General features: G+C 42.1%; 12 protein-coding genes. All 12 read right to left on the bottom strand.

Features of this window, described 5'->3' with window-relative positions; translation table 11 throughout:
• Positions 1–165: 165 nt before the first annotated feature.
• Positions 166–1,386: a glycosyltransferase family 4 protein gene (locus tag ISR87_04655; GenBank protein MBL7024727.1), complete on the bottom strand. Its 1,221-nt coding sequence runs from the start codon at positions 1,384–1,386 to the stop codon at positions 166–168.
• Positions 1,387–1,388: 2 nt separating this feature from the next.
• Positions 1,389–2,516, bottom strand: a complete 1,128-nt coding sequence (locus ISR87_04650; GenBank protein ID MBL7024726.1) for a glycosyltransferase — start codon at positions 2,514–2,516, stop codon at positions 1,389–1,391.
• Positions 2,513–3,967: a hypothetical protein gene (locus ISR87_04645; protein MBL7024725.1), complete on the bottom strand. Its 1,455-nt coding sequence runs from the start codon at positions 3,965–3,967 to the stop codon at positions 2,513–2,515. Before ISR87_04645 ends, ISR87_04650 begins: the two co-directional genes overlap by 4 nt.
• Before the next feature lie 78 nt (positions 3,968–4,045).
• Positions 4,046–5,551: an oligosaccharide repeat unit polymerase gene (locus tag ISR87_04640; protein MBL7024724.1), complete on the bottom strand. Its 1,506-nt coding sequence runs from the start codon at positions 5,549–5,551 to the stop codon at positions 4,046–4,048.
• A gap of 32 nt (positions 5,552–5,583) precedes the next feature.
• Complete coding sequence (locus ISR87_04635) at positions 5,584–6,783, bottom strand: hypothetical protein (GenBank protein MBL7024723.1); 1,200 nt, start codon at positions 6,781–6,783, stop codon at positions 5,584–5,586.
• Between the two features lie 141 nt (positions 6,784–6,924).
• Complete coding sequence (locus tag ISR87_04630) at positions 6,925–8,136, bottom strand: SLBB domain-containing protein (GenBank protein MBL7024722.1); 1,212 nt, start codon at positions 8,134–8,136, stop codon at positions 6,925–6,927.
• Complete coding sequence (locus tag ISR87_04625; protein ID MBL7024721.1) at positions 8,133–9,440, bottom strand: nucleotide sugar dehydrogenase; 1,308 nt, start codon at positions 9,438–9,440, stop codon at positions 8,133–8,135. The genes ISR87_04630 and ISR87_04625 overlap by 4 nt, the downstream gene beginning before the upstream one ends.
• A 31-nt stretch (positions 9,441–9,471) precedes the next feature.
• Entirely contained in the window at positions 9,472–10,785 is a 1,314-nt protein-coding gene (locus ISR87_04620) for a UDP-glucose/GDP-mannose dehydrogenase family protein (GenBank protein ID MBL7024720.1), read from the bottom strand.
• 77 nt (positions 10,786–10,862) lie between these two features.
• A complete protein-coding gene (locus tag ISR87_04615) occupies positions 10,863–12,959 on the bottom strand; it encodes a hypothetical protein (GenBank protein MBL7024719.1) in 2,097 nt (698 codons plus the stop codon).
• The gene (tsaD, locus tag ISR87_04610) at positions 12,960–13,973 is read right to left on the bottom strand and encodes a tRNA (adenosine(37)-N6)-threonylcarbamoyltransferase complex transferase subunit TsaD (GenBank protein ID MBL7024718.1); all 1,014 of its coding nucleotides are present in this window, start codon (positions 13,971–13,973) and stop codon (positions 12,960–12,962) included.
• A complete protein-coding gene (locus ISR87_04605; protein ID MBL7024717.1) occupies positions 13,974–14,930 on the bottom strand; it encodes a hypothetical protein in 957 nt (318 codons plus the stop codon).
• A 182-nt stretch (positions 14,931–15,112) separates the two neighbouring features.
• Complete coding sequence (locus tag ISR87_04600) at positions 15,113–18,286, bottom strand: (d)CMP kinase (protein ID MBL7024716.1); 3,174 nt, start codon at positions 18,284–18,286, stop codon at positions 15,113–15,115.
• Positions 18,287–18,357 lie beyond the last annotated feature (71 nt).

Below are 18,357 nucleotides of genomic sequence, written 5' to 3'. Positions count from 1 at the left end.
TTGAATGGACTTGGGACAATTGCACCTAAGATACGAGATGTAGATAATCAAGTTATGCCACATTCCAAAAATCTTTAGCAGAGCACTAAAACAGTAGGTTCTCAATCTGACAAGTCTACTGATCAGATATTTTATTCAGTACTTTTTCCCAATGCATGACTGTTATTATCTTTTGAAGGATACCGTTATGCCTTGAAGCACATTGGAGATCAGGCTCTCCTTCAAAAAATGTTTCCTGACATAAGCTGCTCCATTGGATCCATCATTAATCCGTTTTTCAGAATTGTTGTAGTAGATCATGATGCTTGATGCAATTTGTTCTGGATTTTCTGGTTCTACAATCAGACCACATCCCGACCTATTTACGATGTCCTCTACTTCACCTCTAATTGATACAATTACGGGTTTTCCTGCTCCCATATATTCAATCAATTTGGACGGGATTGCGTTTAGAAATAGATCGCTTTTTTGAAGAGGAACCACACAGATTGCAGCGGAGAGAATGTAGTCGATCAGTTGATCTCGGGGTATCGATGAGATAAATTCAACATTGGTTAGTTCTCTTTGTTTCGTCATTGCTACCAAATATTCTTTGCGTGCTCCATCCCCCACTATCTGGAAGGTAATATCCTCATCTTTTAGGATGGTTGCAGCCTCAATGATGGTTTCAAGATTTTGAGCAAGTCCAATATTCCCGCTGTACAATACTTTAAAACTATCCTGGTCGGACATGACAGGCGAAGATTCAAGTTTCCGGATAAATTCTGAACTTATACCATTCATCAATTGGTAGTTGAACTTGAGCAGTTCCTGAGGAAATTTCCTGCGAAAATATTTTTTAAATCCTGGTACCGTAAAAAGAAAACCATCGCTCATCCGATAAATGGTTTTCTCCATCAGTCTCCCAATATTTACCATAATCTTTGAGTTTAGTTCGCCTAACACTTCGGCGGACTCTGGCCAGAGATCACGAATATCCAGAAGCACAATACTCTTTTTGAACACTTTGATAACAGATCCAACCAATCCAACAAAAAGTGGTGGACTTGATACGATGACTATGTCATAGGACGGGAGCTGTAGGGCTTTAATCATAGCTGATAGCATAAAACTGATAAAGAAACCAAAGCGTTGCAGAGTCGTCTGCCGTGAATTCGCCCAAACCGGAACCCTGATAATTTTTATGCCAGATTGGGGTGATTCTTCAGTATGAGTACGAAATTTAGAATAACCATTGGCAATTATACCAGTAGGGTAGTTTGGGATTTCACAAAGTATTGTTACATCGTGCCCATAAGAAGACAAGATGTTAGCATACTCGCCCCACCGGGTAGCTGCAGCACCGGTCTCAGGTGGAAAGTATTGTGAAACGATTAGAATTCTCATGCTCAGTCTAATTTCTTTGCAATCTCTGCATATACATGAAATAATTGTTTTTCCTCAGATTCCCATGAATACTTGTGCTTTGCTAAAGCCATGCCCCTACGCCCAAACTCTGCCCTGATGGTATCATTTCTGAGAAGGTATTTAATTTTCTCCACTGCCAGGGGAATATTATCATGGGGTATGAAATACCCTGCGTTATCATTTTCAAATAATGACCGCCAATATTCAAAATCAGATGCGATATAGGGCACCCCAAAACGCATATACTCAAATAGTTTTGTTGGCAAAGAATCAATATAATTGTCAATGGGGTGGAGAATTGCTAAACCAATTTTGGATCCAGCTATATCTTGCATGGCGACCTGATAATCTAACCGTCCTGAGAGCACAACGTTCTCTGTGAGGTCATTATCAAATATCAATTGCGATAGTGTTTCTTTCATACGGCCAGATATAGGGCCGACAATTTTCATCAGAAAACCAGGGTATTCAGATTTTAATGATGCAGCTATTTTTACCATCTCAATTGCACCACGTTCTTTAAGAACGCCTCCAACATATATTACATCAATCGTTTTGGAAGTATTTCCATTCTCTTCCCACAAAGGATAATTGTGAATTATATGAGAATTTTCTGGCATAAACGATTGATAAGAATCCTCAGCAAGAATGATGCTGTCGAAATATCTCATCGATGCGCTCTCCAACATAGAAAATATCCAAAATAGTGCACCCCTGAAGATCTCTGGTATCCAATTACGTTCTCTTATGAGTTGCCTGGTATTTTCATGGACATCATAGACGACGCATTTGCCCTTAATAAATTTCGCGAATAAACCCAGAAGGATTAGTTCGGGATCATGAAAATGAAATACATCTGCCTTGGATCTTAAGATTCTCCAGAATAATATTACAAATGTTCTAACCCTCGACATTTTGGAGCTCCATTGGGGCAATCCGAAGATCCGAACATTGTTTTCCTCTTCATAGCTGAAGGTTGCTGGAGCATGCAATTCAACACTGAATTTTTTGGCCAGGCTGACTGCTTGTTTGTGATATATGCGTACATCATTCCAGGGGTGAACCGAAGAAAAAATAAAGGTTTGAAGTTTTTCGCCAGCATTATTCATAATATTTTTGAAAAGCTATTCAACGATTTGACCTGGTCTCTAGACTGAAACATAAATATGCTAATTAAAACCACCATAAATGCTATTTTTAACAAGACCTCACCGGCAACTGCAACGTTCATCGCTTCAGCGCCTCGGACCACCGCGTAGCTACCACCACTGAACACAATTAAGCGTAAATAAGATTTGAAACTGGGCATGGGAAAGTTCGTCAGCTTTCGTATAACCATCAGACTTCCCAGCGCTGATATCAGATAGCCAAGGAAGAAACCATACACCCCTGCCTTCAATACAGGTACCTGGAAATAAACCCCAGCAAAAAATGTCACGACCAGAGAGATGGCAGCGGAAAAATAAATTATGGAATTGTAGCCTTTGTCAGACAATGCATCGATGGGGCTTCTTAGTATCTCTGCAACAAGGTAAAACGGAATTGTCAGCAGTATAACCGAGGCCATCCAAGATCCAGTATCCGTAATTGATCCTAGCCAATAATTCAATAAATCACCACCCATTGAGCTTAAAAATATTGATAAAACACAGCTAACGATAACAATCAATTCCAAGAGTTGAGCAAGTCCTTGGCCAATTTTTTCAGTTCCATTGGTCTCCACCAATCTAGCTATTCTGGGCAACAGAACTATACCCAGAGGACCTATTACAAATAGGAATGTTCGAACAATACTAATCAGTGAATTAAAAAACGCTAAATCGGAATATGGATTTGAAAATGATACAAGTATTGGTGCCCCGGCCAAAAGAATGAACTGTGAAATAAAACTGATAATGCGTTCACCCCCAAAGTGGGTAAGCTTCTTGATATATGCAGTATTGTTAACCCATACGGATTTATCAGGTATCAATAATAGGTAAGAAATACCACTGATTAAGATCATCCCAAATCCAATTATAGTAAGGGAGACCTTTGGTATTCCAATATATGAGAATACAATAATGGGCATTATGGCTGTCCCTAATAGTTGTATACTATTGGCTCCCATCATCTTTAGGTGGCCACGATAAATGCCATATATCATTGCCTGAAATGCAATTCCAGCCATATAGATTCCGTATGCACTTGAGTTTGAATGAACAAAACCCGGTGCCAAGCCCAAGTGAACTAGAAGCATCATCGCTGCAATTATTGGTATGGTAAAGATCGTAAAAAGAAGAAAGGCACTACCTTCGACGCTACGTGTATTCCATCGTCCCAACATACTTGGGACACCTATGTTCATGCCCAGAAGTAGGATCCCCATTAAAGAAAGGGTGGTCCTCTTTATCAATAGAAATTCACCCAAAACTTCAAGACCATATTTGCGAGCGATGAGCCCATTAAGTACAAAGACACCCATCAAAACCATGAGACCATTTATGGAAGTAATAAAATAATCAATCCTAAGAGAGTTTTGCCCTTTGAAAAGGCGAAAGAATATAAATCCCTTTGTCATGTACTTGTTGAGCGTCTTGCTTTTAGGACGAGGTGAGAATAGGTGGTAATCCGGGAAGGGGACAATTCAAGCAGCATCCTACTCAGCCCCATTGGTCAGTTTTTTAGACCTCAGCCAAGGAATAAATAAATTACGCAATAAAACTGATGCCTTAGTATTGTTTGAGGTTTTTAAATATTCAAAAACCATCAGGAAACCGATAAGAACAACTAAACCTTTAGTGAAAAACAATATTGTAAAATTTGAACTAAAGAATCCGAAAGTGAAATTTGGGATGGCTACTGCAATTGAGGTGATGTAGATGATATTTTTTCGATACTTCGCCACATCTAATATTTTCCAGTGAAAAATATGTGTAATGAATCCAAAAAATAAAGTTGCCAAAGTTGTACCCCACCAACCAAAGCTTGCCCAATACAAACCCAGATAATGAGCATTTGCTGACCCCGTGGTGGTAGGCATTTTCCACCATAATTTAGCGACATAATTTGAGACATTGAAAAGACCCTCAGCAGTCATCCAGGAGAACAACTGGGTTGATCTTCCCAATAGAAATTCGTGCCTTTCTGGAAAGAACTGAAAATAGTAAAAGAGTACTTCAGCAGGGGTAACCAATATTCTATTGATATATGACCACAAGAGAACCTTATAAACATCTGGTCTATCTGCAAAAAGAAAATAGGATATGAGAACTGGACCAGACAGGATAATCACGAGAAGCATCAGGATGAAATAGGGTTTTATTTTTGTCCTCTTGAGAAATATATAAGCAGCGATGGACAAAAATATTGCTGCCAGTGGTGATTTCTCAAGTGTGAGCGAATTCACAAAGAGGCCTAAAATAAAAAAAGACACAAACAACAATTTATACTTTTTCAGCTTATAGAAATTTGTCAAAAACAAGGTGCTCACAATACCAAAGGGGATGAAGAGCGAACGTAGCCAATGAAATAGATACTTCTCAACAATGGTCATGTGAAGGGTTTTTAATGCATCCTCACGCATTAGTGCAAATTTTGCGTTTCCGCCAGGATTCTTCAGCACTTCAATAAGCGGGATTTGATCAACACGCAAAAGGTACAGACCAAGAATCAAAACACAGATTGAAAACAGTATTAACCCCATTTCATAAAAAATGTTATCGCCCTTATCTGTCTCAACTTTTGACCCTAAAATAGACCATGCTCTAGGAACGTCTATTTTTCGATAGAGTTGCCCTAGAAATAGTCCTGCCGGGAACAAGTAATAAAACAATAATATTGAATAGAAATATGCTGATTCATTCTGATGATCCCGAATCATGAGTATATATATAGATGGGATGGCAATAAACACAGTATACGTGGCTATGACCGCTGATGGGATTGAGATTATCCTTATTCCGGAAAAGCCGTAGATAAGACGATACTTATAGGTGATCAAGATGTAAGCAAAAATACTGATGCAAAGCAGTGAGGATTCTAATAGCCATTCATTGGGCATCCAAATCAATACTGCAACCAAAACCAGAGGAAGCATGAAAACTAATTTTAGATCAATATTCCAATCATTAGCATGAATGGTGCCGCTATTATTGTTTTTCATCGGGAGGAATTATTTTTCAATTATCTTCCGATTTAGGCTAGCAATCTTTTCCGAAAATAGACATAATACATTGAGAGTACTGAGGAGAACACAAATCCAATTAGTAATATTTTAATTCTAGCCGGTTTCAATTTTTTATGGATTGGAATAGCAAAATCCAATACTTGAACCGTGGGGGTATCTTTCGCCTCTTTAATCTTAGCCTCTTCATATTGTTGAGTTAGAAACACAAAAAGTGTGTTTTGTATTTCTACCTCACGGCTCAAACGCATCAACTGCACGCCAAGCTCCGGGACTTCCGAAAATGCAGGGAACAGATTTGAACTGCCTGAAGCCTTTATCTTGGACCCAGCATCCATAGAACTCAATTGGATATTTAGCTCTTTAATCTCTTTCTGAACTCTATCCATGTCAGGATGTCCAGGTGTTAGTGTAGATTCCATCACACCGAGCTGTACTTCATTTGATAGAACCTGCCCTTTAAGCAAGGCTGCTGTCTCTATTGCCACCCGCGTCTGTTCGGGTAGGGAGATCATTCCATTTTCTTCTTGAAAAGTTTTAAGCCTATTTTCAGTCTCTTTTAGATCCTGTATATTTTGATTATATCTTCTTTCAATGAATTGCCTTTGAAATGAAGCCTGTTGAGTTTTTAAACTCTTGCTCACTGAATCGAGTTGTGCCACAAAAGCATTTGCAATATCTGCAGCCAGTTGCTTTGAATATTCTTCCTCGTCATCGGGATGGAACCAGCTCGTAGAGGCTGTGACAGAAATTTGGATTGTACCTTCTTCCTCAACTGAAAAGTTAGAACTTTCCCGCAGTGCTTTGACTGCTTTTTCCATGTTATCACAATCATACACAGTCACCAGGTCAAATTTATTTACTATACTCTCCATAACAGATCGACTTTTCAGTACGGCCAAACTGCTCATCGTTTCATCACCCGACTGCGACATTAACCCACTAAAGGGAAGCTCAGATAGGGTGCTAAGGATGCCCGAAGTTGGACTTTGTGATGGAGGCATCAATAGTGCGACTGCTCTAAACGTTTTGGGCAACATAAAAGCAATAGCCACCGATATCACCGAAGCAAAAAATACATTCCTAATAATTTCGTATCTGGCTTCCCAGATGATCAATCCCAATCCTAAAAGATCTAAATCATTTGGTCCATTACTATCGATGTCATTTTTCATAGTTTCATCTTCACTGAGAGGGTTTTTTTTATTCATATAGATGATCGATTCCTAAAATTTTCCAGCGGACACGAAAAAGTCCTGGGTATTAAAGATGATGTTTAAATCACATTCAACACTTTTGATTGATCCAAATGAGTTTATTAATTTCAACAGATTATCCTGATGGATTCGTCCTCATCTTCCCGCTGTAGCCAGGTAGGTAAGATAAAGGGTTGAGAGTGCTGTAAAGACACCTAGGATACTTGAGTTCCCAATAAGAATGTCCTTCCTGTTCCTTGGAACATATATCACATCACCCCTCTTGACGATCACGTCATTTCCGCGTTCAGTATCACCGTCCAAATGGGTTACAGTTACTCTACGCGGGTCTCCAAACTCCAAATTACCTCCAGCCAGGCTTATATAGTCAGCAACAGAATATCCTGGATAAAAGGAAAAGCCTCCTGGAACCTTAACAAAACCATTTACCATCACTCCTCGTTCCCATAGAATATTTATTTCATCTTGAGCTAATAGAATGGTCTCATCAAAATGTTTGGGTGAGATCACCAGATGCTGAGTCTTACCATCGACCATGCGGGTAAGGGTTATATTTCTTACATCCGCGCTTTCACCATAAACAACTTTCCGGCGAAGATAGCTACCTAAAGTTTCATTCTCAGAAATAATATCATAACCAGCCCCCATAATTGAGCCTCGGACTACAATGCCGCTTTTGTCGACTTGACCAAAAGGAACCTTAATCCTATCGCCTTCATAGAATGTTGGATTTGAAGTGAGCTCTCCAAATAAAATATATTTATGAAAATCAATGATCTCAACTTCACCCTGTGCCCTGGTAATTTCTATCTCGAATTCCTTCGCAAGCTGGTGGAATTGGCCGACTCCTTCAATCACATCCGACAATCTTGAAGTCGGGGTAACCGTAGCAAACCCTGGTTGTTGTACGGCACCAGTTACCTGTAATAAGAAGTGCCTGGGTTTAACAAGTACCATACTCACCCTTGCTGAAGGGTATGCCTGTCCAAGCACGTATCGTTTCACTACTTCCATTCCCTCTGTAAGAGATAAACCTGAAACGTGACATACTCCTACCCCAGGGATAAGTAAATCACCTGTAGGTGTTATGGATATCAGAAAAGTCTGGTTAAGTGCAGTTTGAATATTCAAGCCAATCTCATCACCAGGTCCTAGCATATACTCATTCGGATCGATGACCCTTTCGAATACCAAATCCTCCAGACCATCGGCCACCGCCTCTACCTCCATAGGTGCTTCAAGGCTTTCTGCGACTTTATTCTGCGGTGCATTTGATCCGAAGCTCTGAGCAATGGTAATACTAGTTAAGAAAATGTAAGTAATAGCACTTAGCGCGAATCTCATCATGAGGCTCCCAATCGAATAATTTTATCACTCTTGATTCCAGCAGTGGCATTTCTGGTATCAACGATAAGTCTCGAGTTTTCTACGATAGCCTTGATATCATACTCGGAGTGATTGGTAGTAATAACCACACAATCATAGTCACCGAGCTTATCCATATCCAGATCGATGCTGGATTCCATCCTTGAATCAAACTTTACTTCATCAACATAGGGATCATGGAAGCTGACCCTGGCACCTTTGGCTTCCAGAAGTGCGTACACATCCAGAGCCGGAGATTCTCTCACATCATCAATATCAGGCTTATAAGCCATACCCAATAGCAGGATCTTAGACCCATTGATACTTTTTGATCTACCATTTAATCCTTCGGCTACCAGATCAACCACATACTCAGGCATGGAAGCATTGATCTCACTGGCCAATTCAATAAAGCGAGCCTTGTAGTCAAGGGTTCTCATCTTCCAGGAGAGATAGTGGGGATCAATGGGGATACAGTGACCTCCCAAGCCAGGACCTGGAGTAAACTTCATAAATCCAAAGGGTTTGGTGGCAGCAGCATCGATTACTTCCCACACATTCACCCCCAGCTTTGCACACATGATGGCCATCTCATTGGCCAGACCAATATTGATACTCCGGAAAGTATTCTCAAGGAGCTTGGTGAGCTCAGCAGCCTCAGGGGAAGACACCGGGATGAGCTTATCCATGACATGGCCATAGACAGCCATACCCAGCTTGAGACAGTTATCAGTAACACCACCAATGACCTTGGGGGTATTGGTTGTATGATAAACTGGATTACCAGGATCAACTCGTTCAGGTGAAAAGAGCAGGTAGACATCTGTTCCAACCTTGAGACCCGATTCTTCAAGGGCTGGTTGTATGAGATCACGGGTAGTGCCGGGATAGGTTGTACTCTCTAATATGATGATGAGATCTTTATGCACATACTTAACCAGTTCTTTGTTCACATCCAGGATATAGGTGATATCAGGATCTTTGGTCTTACTTAAAGGGGTTGGCACTGCGATACAGATGGCATCGATGTGTTTGATACTTGAGAAGTCTGTGGTGGCAGTGAAGGTACCTGCATCCACCAGAGCTGTCAGTTCAGCATCATTCACATCCTGGATATAGTTCTCTCCAGCATTCAGCTGATCTACTCTGGCCTGGTTCACATCAATACCAATGGTACGGATACCTGCCTTGCCAAATTCAACTGCCAGGGGGAGTCCTACATATCCCAGACCCACTATCCCTACAGTAAAATCCTTTTGCTCAATTCTTTTTAATAATTTTTCCAACGATACATCCGCCCAATTTTATAAATTCTTGTTATATGTTACTACGGCCTACATTTCTGTAATTAAAGCCAAATTCCTTCAACTGATCGATACTCAAAATATTTCGAGCATCTACAATATTTGGAGCTCTGAGATGTGTCTTCAATTCTTTTAATCCAAGCCCCCGCAGTTCGTTCCACTCTGTCAGAATGATAACCAGATCAGCATCCTGTACTGTCTCCAAAACCGTCTTACGAGTATCCAGGTTGGGGAGAAAAAACTTCTTCATATTTTCAGCAGCAATAGGATCGTAGGCTTTCACCCTTGCTCCAGCTTGTTCTAATCCCTGAATAATTGCCAAAGCAGGTGTATCACGAACATCATCTGTATTGGCCTTAAAAGCCAGACCGAGAATGGCCACAGTTTTGTCTCTCAAATCAGGAACAAGTTCCCTTGCTTTGGCTAATATGACATTTCTCTGATTCTTATTCGCTCCAATAGCAGCTTTGACAACTTGAAAATCAACACCATGCTGCTCACCTGTATAAACCAGAGCCTCAGTGTCCTTGGGAAAGCAACTCCCGCCATAGCCTGGTCCGGGATGCAGAAACTTTGAACTGATACGGCCATCCAGACCCATGGCTCTGGCAATGGTATGAACATCTGCTCCAACTTTGTCAGCCAGGTTGGCCACTTCATTGATAAATGATATTTTTACTGCCAGAAAAGCGTTGGAGGCATATTTGATCATCTCTGAGGAAGGAACATTGGTGACAACCATAGGGGTTTCATTGATAAACAGAGGACGATAGACATCCTTCATCATTTCTTCTGCACGTTTGCTGCTCACACCCAGAACCACTCGATCGGGAATCAGAAAATCTTTGACTGCTGAACCTTCCCTTAAAAACTCCGGGTTGGAAACCACATCAAATTCGTAATCAGATTCCTTTTCCCGGGCAATCAGGGCTTCCAGACGGGCACCTGTGCCAACGGGTACCGTAGATTTTGTGCAAATAATTTTATAGCTGTTCAAATTTTTAGCAATGGTGACTGCAACGGCTTCCACAGCCTTAAGGTCCGCTTCTCCGTTGTCACCCATGGGTGTTCCTACAGCTATGAAAATGACTTCAGCATTCCTGACGGAAGTTTCAACGTCTGCACTGAAAGTGAGGCGGCCGGCATTTACATTGCGATCCACCAGCTCTTTAAGCCCTGGTTCATAGATGGGAATCCCACCAGCTTGAAGCATATCGATCTTGTCTGTATCGATATCTGCGCAAACAACAGAATTACCAAAATCTGCCATTCCAGCCCCGCTGACGAGACCAACATACCCAGTTCCAATCACACAAATATTTCTCATTTATTCCCCAAAATAGTTACCTTCATAAAAAAGCACAGCAATATAGACGGCTGTATAGTTGGCAGAAAGTTATTTCCCTATAAGAGCCCGTTTCTTCGCCGCCAGATCCATTCAAAAGTCAACAACACAACCAATACTGCGAAGAGAAGCGGCGAACGAACACCTCTATATTGATATGAAGATTCTCTCACCACCATTTCAGTTGGTATATTGGGCAATTCATCTTCACCGATTTGGATAACCTGCCCCCCACTTCGGGATGCCAGACGAGAGAGGAAAACCTCATCCACGCCCCGGCTCTGATCTTCTCCATTAAAGCTCATCAAGTGAATCCTACTCGTATCTCTACCCCATAGTTCCCCAAACCGATATGCTTCGGCGATGACAACAACCTTACCAGGGTGCTTGGTATCAAGTTCTGTCTGGTAAATTCCGTACTCATCCCGGGAAAGATTTAAGGTTGTTTTATTGCCGGCCTTATCCTCCTGCCAGACCCGCAATTCCGCTGCCCTGATAATTCGATTATCAAGATCCCTTATTGTCACATCAGATTTGATATACGCCCCGGTTGAGGCGGTGTGAACTGGAATATCGATCTGGACTGGGTTGAAGGAAGCTATTTCCTCCAAATACGTGAGGAGGTAGTTCCAGACTAGCTTAAAAGAGGTCTTTGATTGAGGGTGGAAAAACCATTTCCAAAATCCACTGCCTGAAAATATTGCCCGGGGTGGCTGATCACTTATCCTTAGCACCGGTATGGCTGAAGAACCGAAGCCAACCATTAATAATTGATCACCCCCAATATCAATGGAATTGGGTGGGACATCTAAGGGAGCATAGTCCATGAGGTCTCCAGGACTTAACCCCTGCCCCTGTAACCCAAGATAAAAAGCGTGTTCCTTGGAGATTTCGCTCCAATAGCTGGTCTGTGAACCCCCGGCATTATTCACAGTAAACCCCTTTACTCCAAGCCATTCAATCCATTTGGGATGTAGCTTTTCCACTCCATCATAAAACATAACTGATGGGGTTGTTGAATTTTTATCAAGATTAAATGTGGTATGGGAAATCGCTTCAAGGACTCGATCCCCCGAGTGATTGAGGATGATCAAATCTAGATTCTCGGGAATAGAAATGGTTTGGGCTTGCTCACCCTTTCGATAAGTCCCTTGAATAATATGAATCTGGAAAGTTGAGTCAGAAAAACTCTGGATCAAAAATTTATGCAGACGGTTAATTCTCTCACTAATGATTAATACGTTTTTCTTAGCCTTGTTCGGAATAATTTCAAGAAATTGTTCTGTAAGGAAGTCTCCGTTCTCCAGAAACACTTTTACTTTAACCTGAGTGACATGCTTGTTCGTTTTTCCCAGGAGCACCTTCATATCTTGAAAACTCTGATTGAGCTGGATAATTTCTTCACTCAACAATTGATCTATTTCGGTTAGAACTTGTACCGTAGCTCGTCGACCAAAAAGACCCTCTTGCTCTAATTTTCCCTGTATCAGGATTTCTCCATCGCCAGCCTCACCAACCAAATAACTCACATCAATTAATTTTAAGGAAGCGTTTGATTTTGGCTTAAGAGGGTAGACCACGTTCACCCCTAGTGATTTTGACCACGCCATATCCAATGGAGATCGTCCCCCATTCAAGTGACCGTCTGAAAAGAGGAAAACCGCAGCGTATAGATCTTCTGCTTCAGGACCATTGATTGCAAGTGGGCTCCAGTTAAAAGCACTTGATTTGTCTGAAAAAGTAAAATTATCAGAGCTGATCTGCTGTCCCTCCATGGTCCAGATATCAACATCGGTATTTTTCTCTAGCGCTTCGATTGTTTCAGTGATGGATTTTTTGAGGTCCTCGGTGTTACCCTGCCAGGCATTCCCCATACTGCTTGACTGGTCTATAATGACTGCCAATCGCTTGGGGACTAAGTATTGTCTCTTCAAAGTAAGTTGAGGAGCGAAAAGCAAGAGGAGCAATATCAGCAAAGCCAGCATCCGGAAAATGGGGATAATCCAGGTCAGCCAGTAGTCAGAGCGGGATGAGCTGTTTTTCCGCGGTTTGTTCATTAAAAAGGTAAAAACACTACCTAGTGTCAAGAGAGCCAGGAAAAGGTATCCGTCACCGCTAAAATCGGCTTCTAATGAAAAACCAAATGGCAGGTTCATTTAGCCGCCAAAACTGAGTTTTAAATTGGGAACGGCTGCCATATCCAGGGAATCCGATCCCTGATTACCAGCTTTCCAATAGCCCATATAGGCGATCATGGCAGCATTGTCGGTACAGTAACGCATATCCGGTTGATAAAGCGTTTTATCCTGTTCTTCAGCCAGCTCTACCATCCTCTCACGGAGTCTTGAGTTTGCGGCTACACCACCAGCCAAGACTATCCTGTTATGACCTAGATCACTGGCAGCCTGCATGGTCTGTTTTGAGAGAACGTCAACCACAGCCTCTTGAAAGCTGGCTGCAATATCAGGTAAATGGGCTTTGATAAACGCTGACTCTTGCTTTGAAATATATTGAAGTACATTTGTTTTAAGTCCTGAAAAGGAAAAATCATAACTATCCTTAAATGCACTTCTGGGAAACTGATGGAAATTCGAATTGCCTTGTTTGCTCAGCTTATCAATAAGTGGTCCGCCCGGATAGCCAATACCCAGCAGTCTGGCGACTTTATCGAAAGCCTCTCCAGCGGCATCATCTCGGGTCTGGCCAATCAACTTATAGTCTCTGGCGTTTTCAACATGGATCAGTTGCGTGTGACCTCCAGACACCAATAGACAGAGAAAGGGTGTGGGTAAGGTCTTGTGACCAATAAAATTGGCGAAAATATGACCTTCAATATGATTGATGCCATATATGGGGATATCCAAACCCAGTGCGAGCCCTTTGGCATAGCTCAAACCAACCAATAAAGATCCCGCCAATCCTGGTCCCTGGGTTACTGCAATCCCCTGGACATCTGCCAGAGTCATATCTGCCTGCTCAAGTACACCTCGAACTACTGGACCAAGCAGCTTATTGTGCTCCCGGGAAGCGTATTCAGGTACCACTCCTCCATAACTGGTATGGACAAGTTGCGTTGCTGTAATGTGGTGAATCATTTCAGGCCCACGAAAAAGAGCAGCCGCAGTTTCATCACAGGATGTTTCAATCCCAAGGATAACAGTGTCTTGCATCTATTTTTGTACGATCTCTATTTTATCTGGAATAAATCGATTTACTCTTTTTACACCAACTGGCAATACTGCTTCAGGTACATATAATTGTTCATTTTGATTCCAATGTGCCCGATAGTCGAAACTGACAATAAAGTCTTCTGGTTTCAGCTCCAGGAGTCGATCCATACCACCTTCTGCTTCCAATCCAATAAATTGAGGAATCACAGAAATTTCTACATTGCGAGGGACATTCTCAAGTCTGATTGGAATATTGAAAAACTCAACTGCTCCGATACTTTGAATATCAGCGCTCAGGGTTATGGCAGAAGTATCCAGGATAAACAGCTGGGCTGGCTGAAGTGATAGAGCCAGTGATACTGACACATCTACATTGACATCAGATACCTGATATGGCGGTACAGTAATACTGGTGAGCTCATTAAGCATTGAAGCAGGACCATGCACCATCACTTTACTTGGCTTTACCTTGATATCACCAACCAGCATATATCCCAGGGCAGGTTCAATGACAGCCTGGACATTTACATTGAGTTCTTTATGGGCCATGCTCTCAACACTCACCCAGATTGATTCTGGCTCAACAATATGCAATAGATCCAATTTATAGTCCCTGGGTAAAATGAATTTATCAGGATGCTCGGCATAGTATTCATTTAGGTGATAGACTTGTGTGTTTTTCGTTTTTGTCAAATCAAGTACTAATCCAGCTTCTGACAAGGGCATGGTCATATTTGCCCACAGAAGTGTATGTCCCTTGCCCCGGAATCTTGCGGTAATCATTTCAGGAATTTCATTATTGAAGGCTTTATCATCAGAAAGCCCGTCAATTCTTAGAGGAATATCCAGATCAAAAAAATACTCAATGTCTGTGACGACAAAGAACCAAAGCAAAATTGCCAGGATCACTGATCCCACTTTTATCTGAATGTCTGTGGTGAATATTTTTTTTAGCATCTATTAATATAAAGTTAATGCCCTCAGGCACAAAGCCTTCAACACTTTTGAGGAAGTTGATTTAAAGCCAGCAATTCAAGTGAAAATGAAAAGGCGATGTACCTGAAAAACAAGATAAACATCGCCTTTATATTTCAAATCGGGGTAGATTTCCCATCCCGATGAGATTAGATCAGGAGTGCTTACTCCTTAGCTCCCTCATCTGAATCAGCAGCTTCAGCTTCAGGGGCTTCAGGGGCCTCTTCGACTTCTTCAGGGGCTTCGACAACTTCTGGAGTTACCTCCACCTCTGCTACTTCTTCTACTTCCTCGACTTTAACTTTCTTTTTAGGAGCAGCCTTTTTCTTGGCTGGCTTCTTCTCGGCTTTCTCAGCCTTCTCTGCCTTTTCAGCTTTCTCGGCTTTCTCAGCCTTCTCTGCCTTTTCAGCTTTCTCGGCTTTCTCTACAGGTTTTTTTTCTGCTTCGCGGATTTTGCTAAGAATGGCTTCTGGGATCTCGAGTTTATCGCTTACCTGGTCTTGACCACGGATAAATTCATCGATATCATTGCGTTCTTTATCTTTAATTGCTGAGGCGTGGCTGACGACAACTTTTTTCTCAGTCGCATCCACTTCAACAACCTTTACTTCAACTTCAGCATCCTGTTCAAACTGATCGAGGATTTCCTTGCGCTCTTTCTTACGGAAATTGCCCAGAGAAATTATTCCTTCTACATCCGTATCAGGGAAGCTAAGGATGACGCCCTTTTCGAGAAGCTTTATGACCGTACCCGTATGTGATGTATTCACAGCAAAACGATCCTTTAGTTCAGGCCATGGATTTTCCTGTGCCTGCTTGATTCCCAGTGAGATTTTGCGTTCACTCTGGGAAATATCAAGGATTTTTACCATGATTTTGTCACCACGGTTCACAATTTCTTTGGGATGGCGAACTTTGCTCGTCCATGATAAATCAGAAATGTGAACTAAACCGTCAATGCCCTCTTCAAGTTCGATAAAAGCTCCGAACTGTGCCAGGTTGCGGACGGTACCCTCATGGGTTGAACCGACGAGATATTTCTCTTCGATGGTTGTCCATGGATCGGGTTGAAGCTGTTTTACTCCAAGGGAAATCTTGTGGTTTTCAGCATCTACTGAAAGCACGATGGCATCGATCTCATCACCTACATTAAAAACATCTGAAGGATGCTTAATGTGCTGGGTCCATGAAATCTCTGAGATGTGAACCAGACCCTCAACACCGGCAGTCAGTTCAACAAAGGCACCATAGTTGGCAAGGCTAACAACCTTACCATGTACAGATGTTCCTTCTGGGTATTTTGCTACAACACTTTCCCATGGATGGGGTTTGAGTTGTTTGAGACCCAGTGATACTCTCTGCTTGGTTGTATCATAATCTATAACCTTGACCATGATGTCCTCATCCAGACCAACAACCTCTGAAGGATGATTGACACGACCCCATGAGAGATCTGTGATATGGAGCAGACCATCAATTCCACCCAGGTCAACAAACACACCAAAGTCGGTAATGTTCTTGATCCGACCTTCGAGAATCTGGCCAACTTCAATTTCATCCAGGAGTTTACTACGCTGTTCCTTCAGGCTCTCTTCCAGGAGTTCCTTGCGGGAAACAACAATATTTTTACGAAATTCATTGACCTTAACGATCTTGAATTCGAAAGTTTTTCCAACATAAGCATCGAAATCTCTGATAGGTCTTACATCCAGCTGTGAACCAGGCAAGAATGCATCAACACCGAGGATATTTACAACCATTCCACCCTTGATACGTCGGGAAATGGTACCTTCAACCGTTTCAGCATCAGCATATTTCTGCTTAACATTATTCCAGACACCCATGAACTCAGCTTTGCGTTTGGATAGTACGGCCTGGCCGAGCTTATCTTCAATGCGCTCCAAAAAGAGTTCAATGGTTTCACCAATTTCAGGCACATTATCATCAAATTCATGACGAGGAACGAGACCTTCAGATTTGAAACCAAAATCTACCATAACCTCTTTGTCGCTCACGGAAATAATACGAGCCTTGACCAATGACTGTTGATCTAAATCGATGACAGCATGATCCAAAAGTTCCTGGTACGCAATGGATTCTTTGCTGGTAACTTCCTGATCTTCAGGCAGTTCACCTTGTTTCAGGGTTTTGATCTCAGCAAAAAGATCATTCATCAACGCACGTTTCCCCTGGGATACATCAGGTGCGTCTGTAGAAGCTTCAGAAGGAGCAACTTCCTCGGCAACCTCTGATTCAGGAGCTTCAGCTGGAGCAGCTTCTTCCACAGATTCTGCTTCTGGAGCTACTTCTTCGGCAACCTCAACTACTGGTTCCGCTTCAACAACGGGTGCTTCTTCAACAACATCAGCAACTTCTGCCACCTCTTCAGTTGCTTCTACTACTTCCTCTACAGGAGCAGCTTCTTCTGTTGCTTCTTCTTTTACTTCTTCAACAACCTCTTCAGTTGCTTCTTCAGCAGCAATTTCAGTTGCTTCCTCAACCACGGCTTCTTCAGCAGGGGCTTCAGGGGTTTCCTCGGCGGGCGTCGTCTCGACGGCGTCTTGGGATTCCGCGGATACTTCAGCTGTATCTTCTGTTGCTTCTACAGCAACGTCTTCTGTTACTTCTTCAGCCTTTGCATCCATGTCTTGTTTCTTGGTCATTAAGTTTCCTCCATTTGACTTCGCTGTCTCCACCCTGGAGACAATAAATTCTATTTGATCATCGATACTTAACGCGGTCGTATCGAGTGTAATCGCATCTTTGGCAGCTTTCATGGGCGCCAACTTGCGTTTGGCATTGTGTTCATCTCTCTCGAGAATCTCTTTTTCTAATTCTTCTACGGATTTATCAATACCCTGTCGGGCAAAATCTTTCTGTCTGCGTAAAGCTCGAACCCGAACATCAGCCACCATGTATATCTTGATATCAGCATCAGGAAAAACAACTGTTCCTATATCTCGCCCTTCAAGAACAACATCATGGGATTTGGCAACTTCACGCTGAACCCCCAGCAATCGTTTTCTTACTCCAGCGATGGCGCTGACATCAGCTACCAGGGCGGTTACTTGAGGGGATCGAATTTCATCCCCTAGCAGGGTTCCGTCCAGATAGATTTCCTGATTATCATCGTTGAATGTGACTTTGAGATCAAGATCATCCAATAAGCTCTGGAGTGCATCGAGCTTTGATAAATCCATGTTTTCATTGATTATTTTTAGGGTGATAGCTCGATACATTGCACCTGTATCGATGTGTCGAAAATTTAATTTTAGTGCAACGCCGTGAGCCGTTGAGCTCTTGCCGGATGCCGCAGGGCCATCAATTGCAATAATCATTTCAAAAAGCCGCTTTAATCAATATTATTTTATATCCTCGTTTCAAAGCGGCGCAATATAGACGACCATTA

Source organism: Candidatus Neomarinimicrobiota bacterium (assembly GCA_016784545.1).
GTDB lineage: Bacteria > Fidelibacterota > UBA8477 > UBA8477 > JABMPR01 > JABMPR01.
Note: the sequence above shows the minus strand (reverse complement) of the source record. Positions and strands in the feature narration are given on the sequence as shown.

Coding starts and splice junctions, on each gene's coding strand:
- ISR87_04655 (MBL7024727.1), bottom strand. CDS start 1,386: ATGAGAATTCTAATCGTTTCACAATACTTTCCACCTGAGACCGGTGCT.
- ISR87_04650 (MBL7024726.1), bottom strand. CDS start 2,516: ATGAATAATGCTGGCGAAAAACTTCAAACCTTTATTTTTTCTTCGGTT.
- ISR87_04645 (MBL7024725.1), bottom strand. CDS start 3,967: ATGACAAAGGGATTTATATTCTTTCGCCTTTTCAAAGGGCAAAACTCT.
- ISR87_04640 (MBL7024724.1), bottom strand. CDS start 5,551: ATGAAAAACAATAATAGCGGCACCATTCATGCTAATGATTGGAATATT.
- ISR87_04635 (MBL7024723.1), bottom strand. CDS start 6,783: ATGAATAAAAAAAACCCTCTCAGTGAAGATGAAACTATGAAAAATGAC.
- ISR87_04630 (MBL7024722.1), bottom strand. CDS start 8,136: ATGATGAGATTCGCGCTAAGTGCTATTACTTACATTTTCTTAACTAGT.
- ISR87_04620 (MBL7024720.1), bottom strand. CDS start 10,785: ATGAGAAATATTTGTGTGATTGGAACTGGGTATGTTGGTCTCGTCAGC.
- ISR87_04615 (MBL7024719.1), bottom strand. CDS start 12,959: ATGAACCTGCCATTTGGTTTTTCATTAGAAGCCGATTTTAGCGGTGAC.
- tsaD (MBL7024718.1), bottom strand. CDS start 13,973: ATGCAAGACACTGTTATCCTTGGGATTGAAACATCCTGTGATGAAACT.
- ISR87_04605 (MBL7024717.1), bottom strand. CDS start 14,930: ATGCTAAAAAAAATATTCACCACAGACATTCAGATAAAAGTGGGATCA.
- ISR87_04600 (MBL7024716.1), bottom strand. CDS start 18,286: ATGATTATTGCAATTGATGGCCCTGCGGCATCCGGCAAGAGCTCAACG.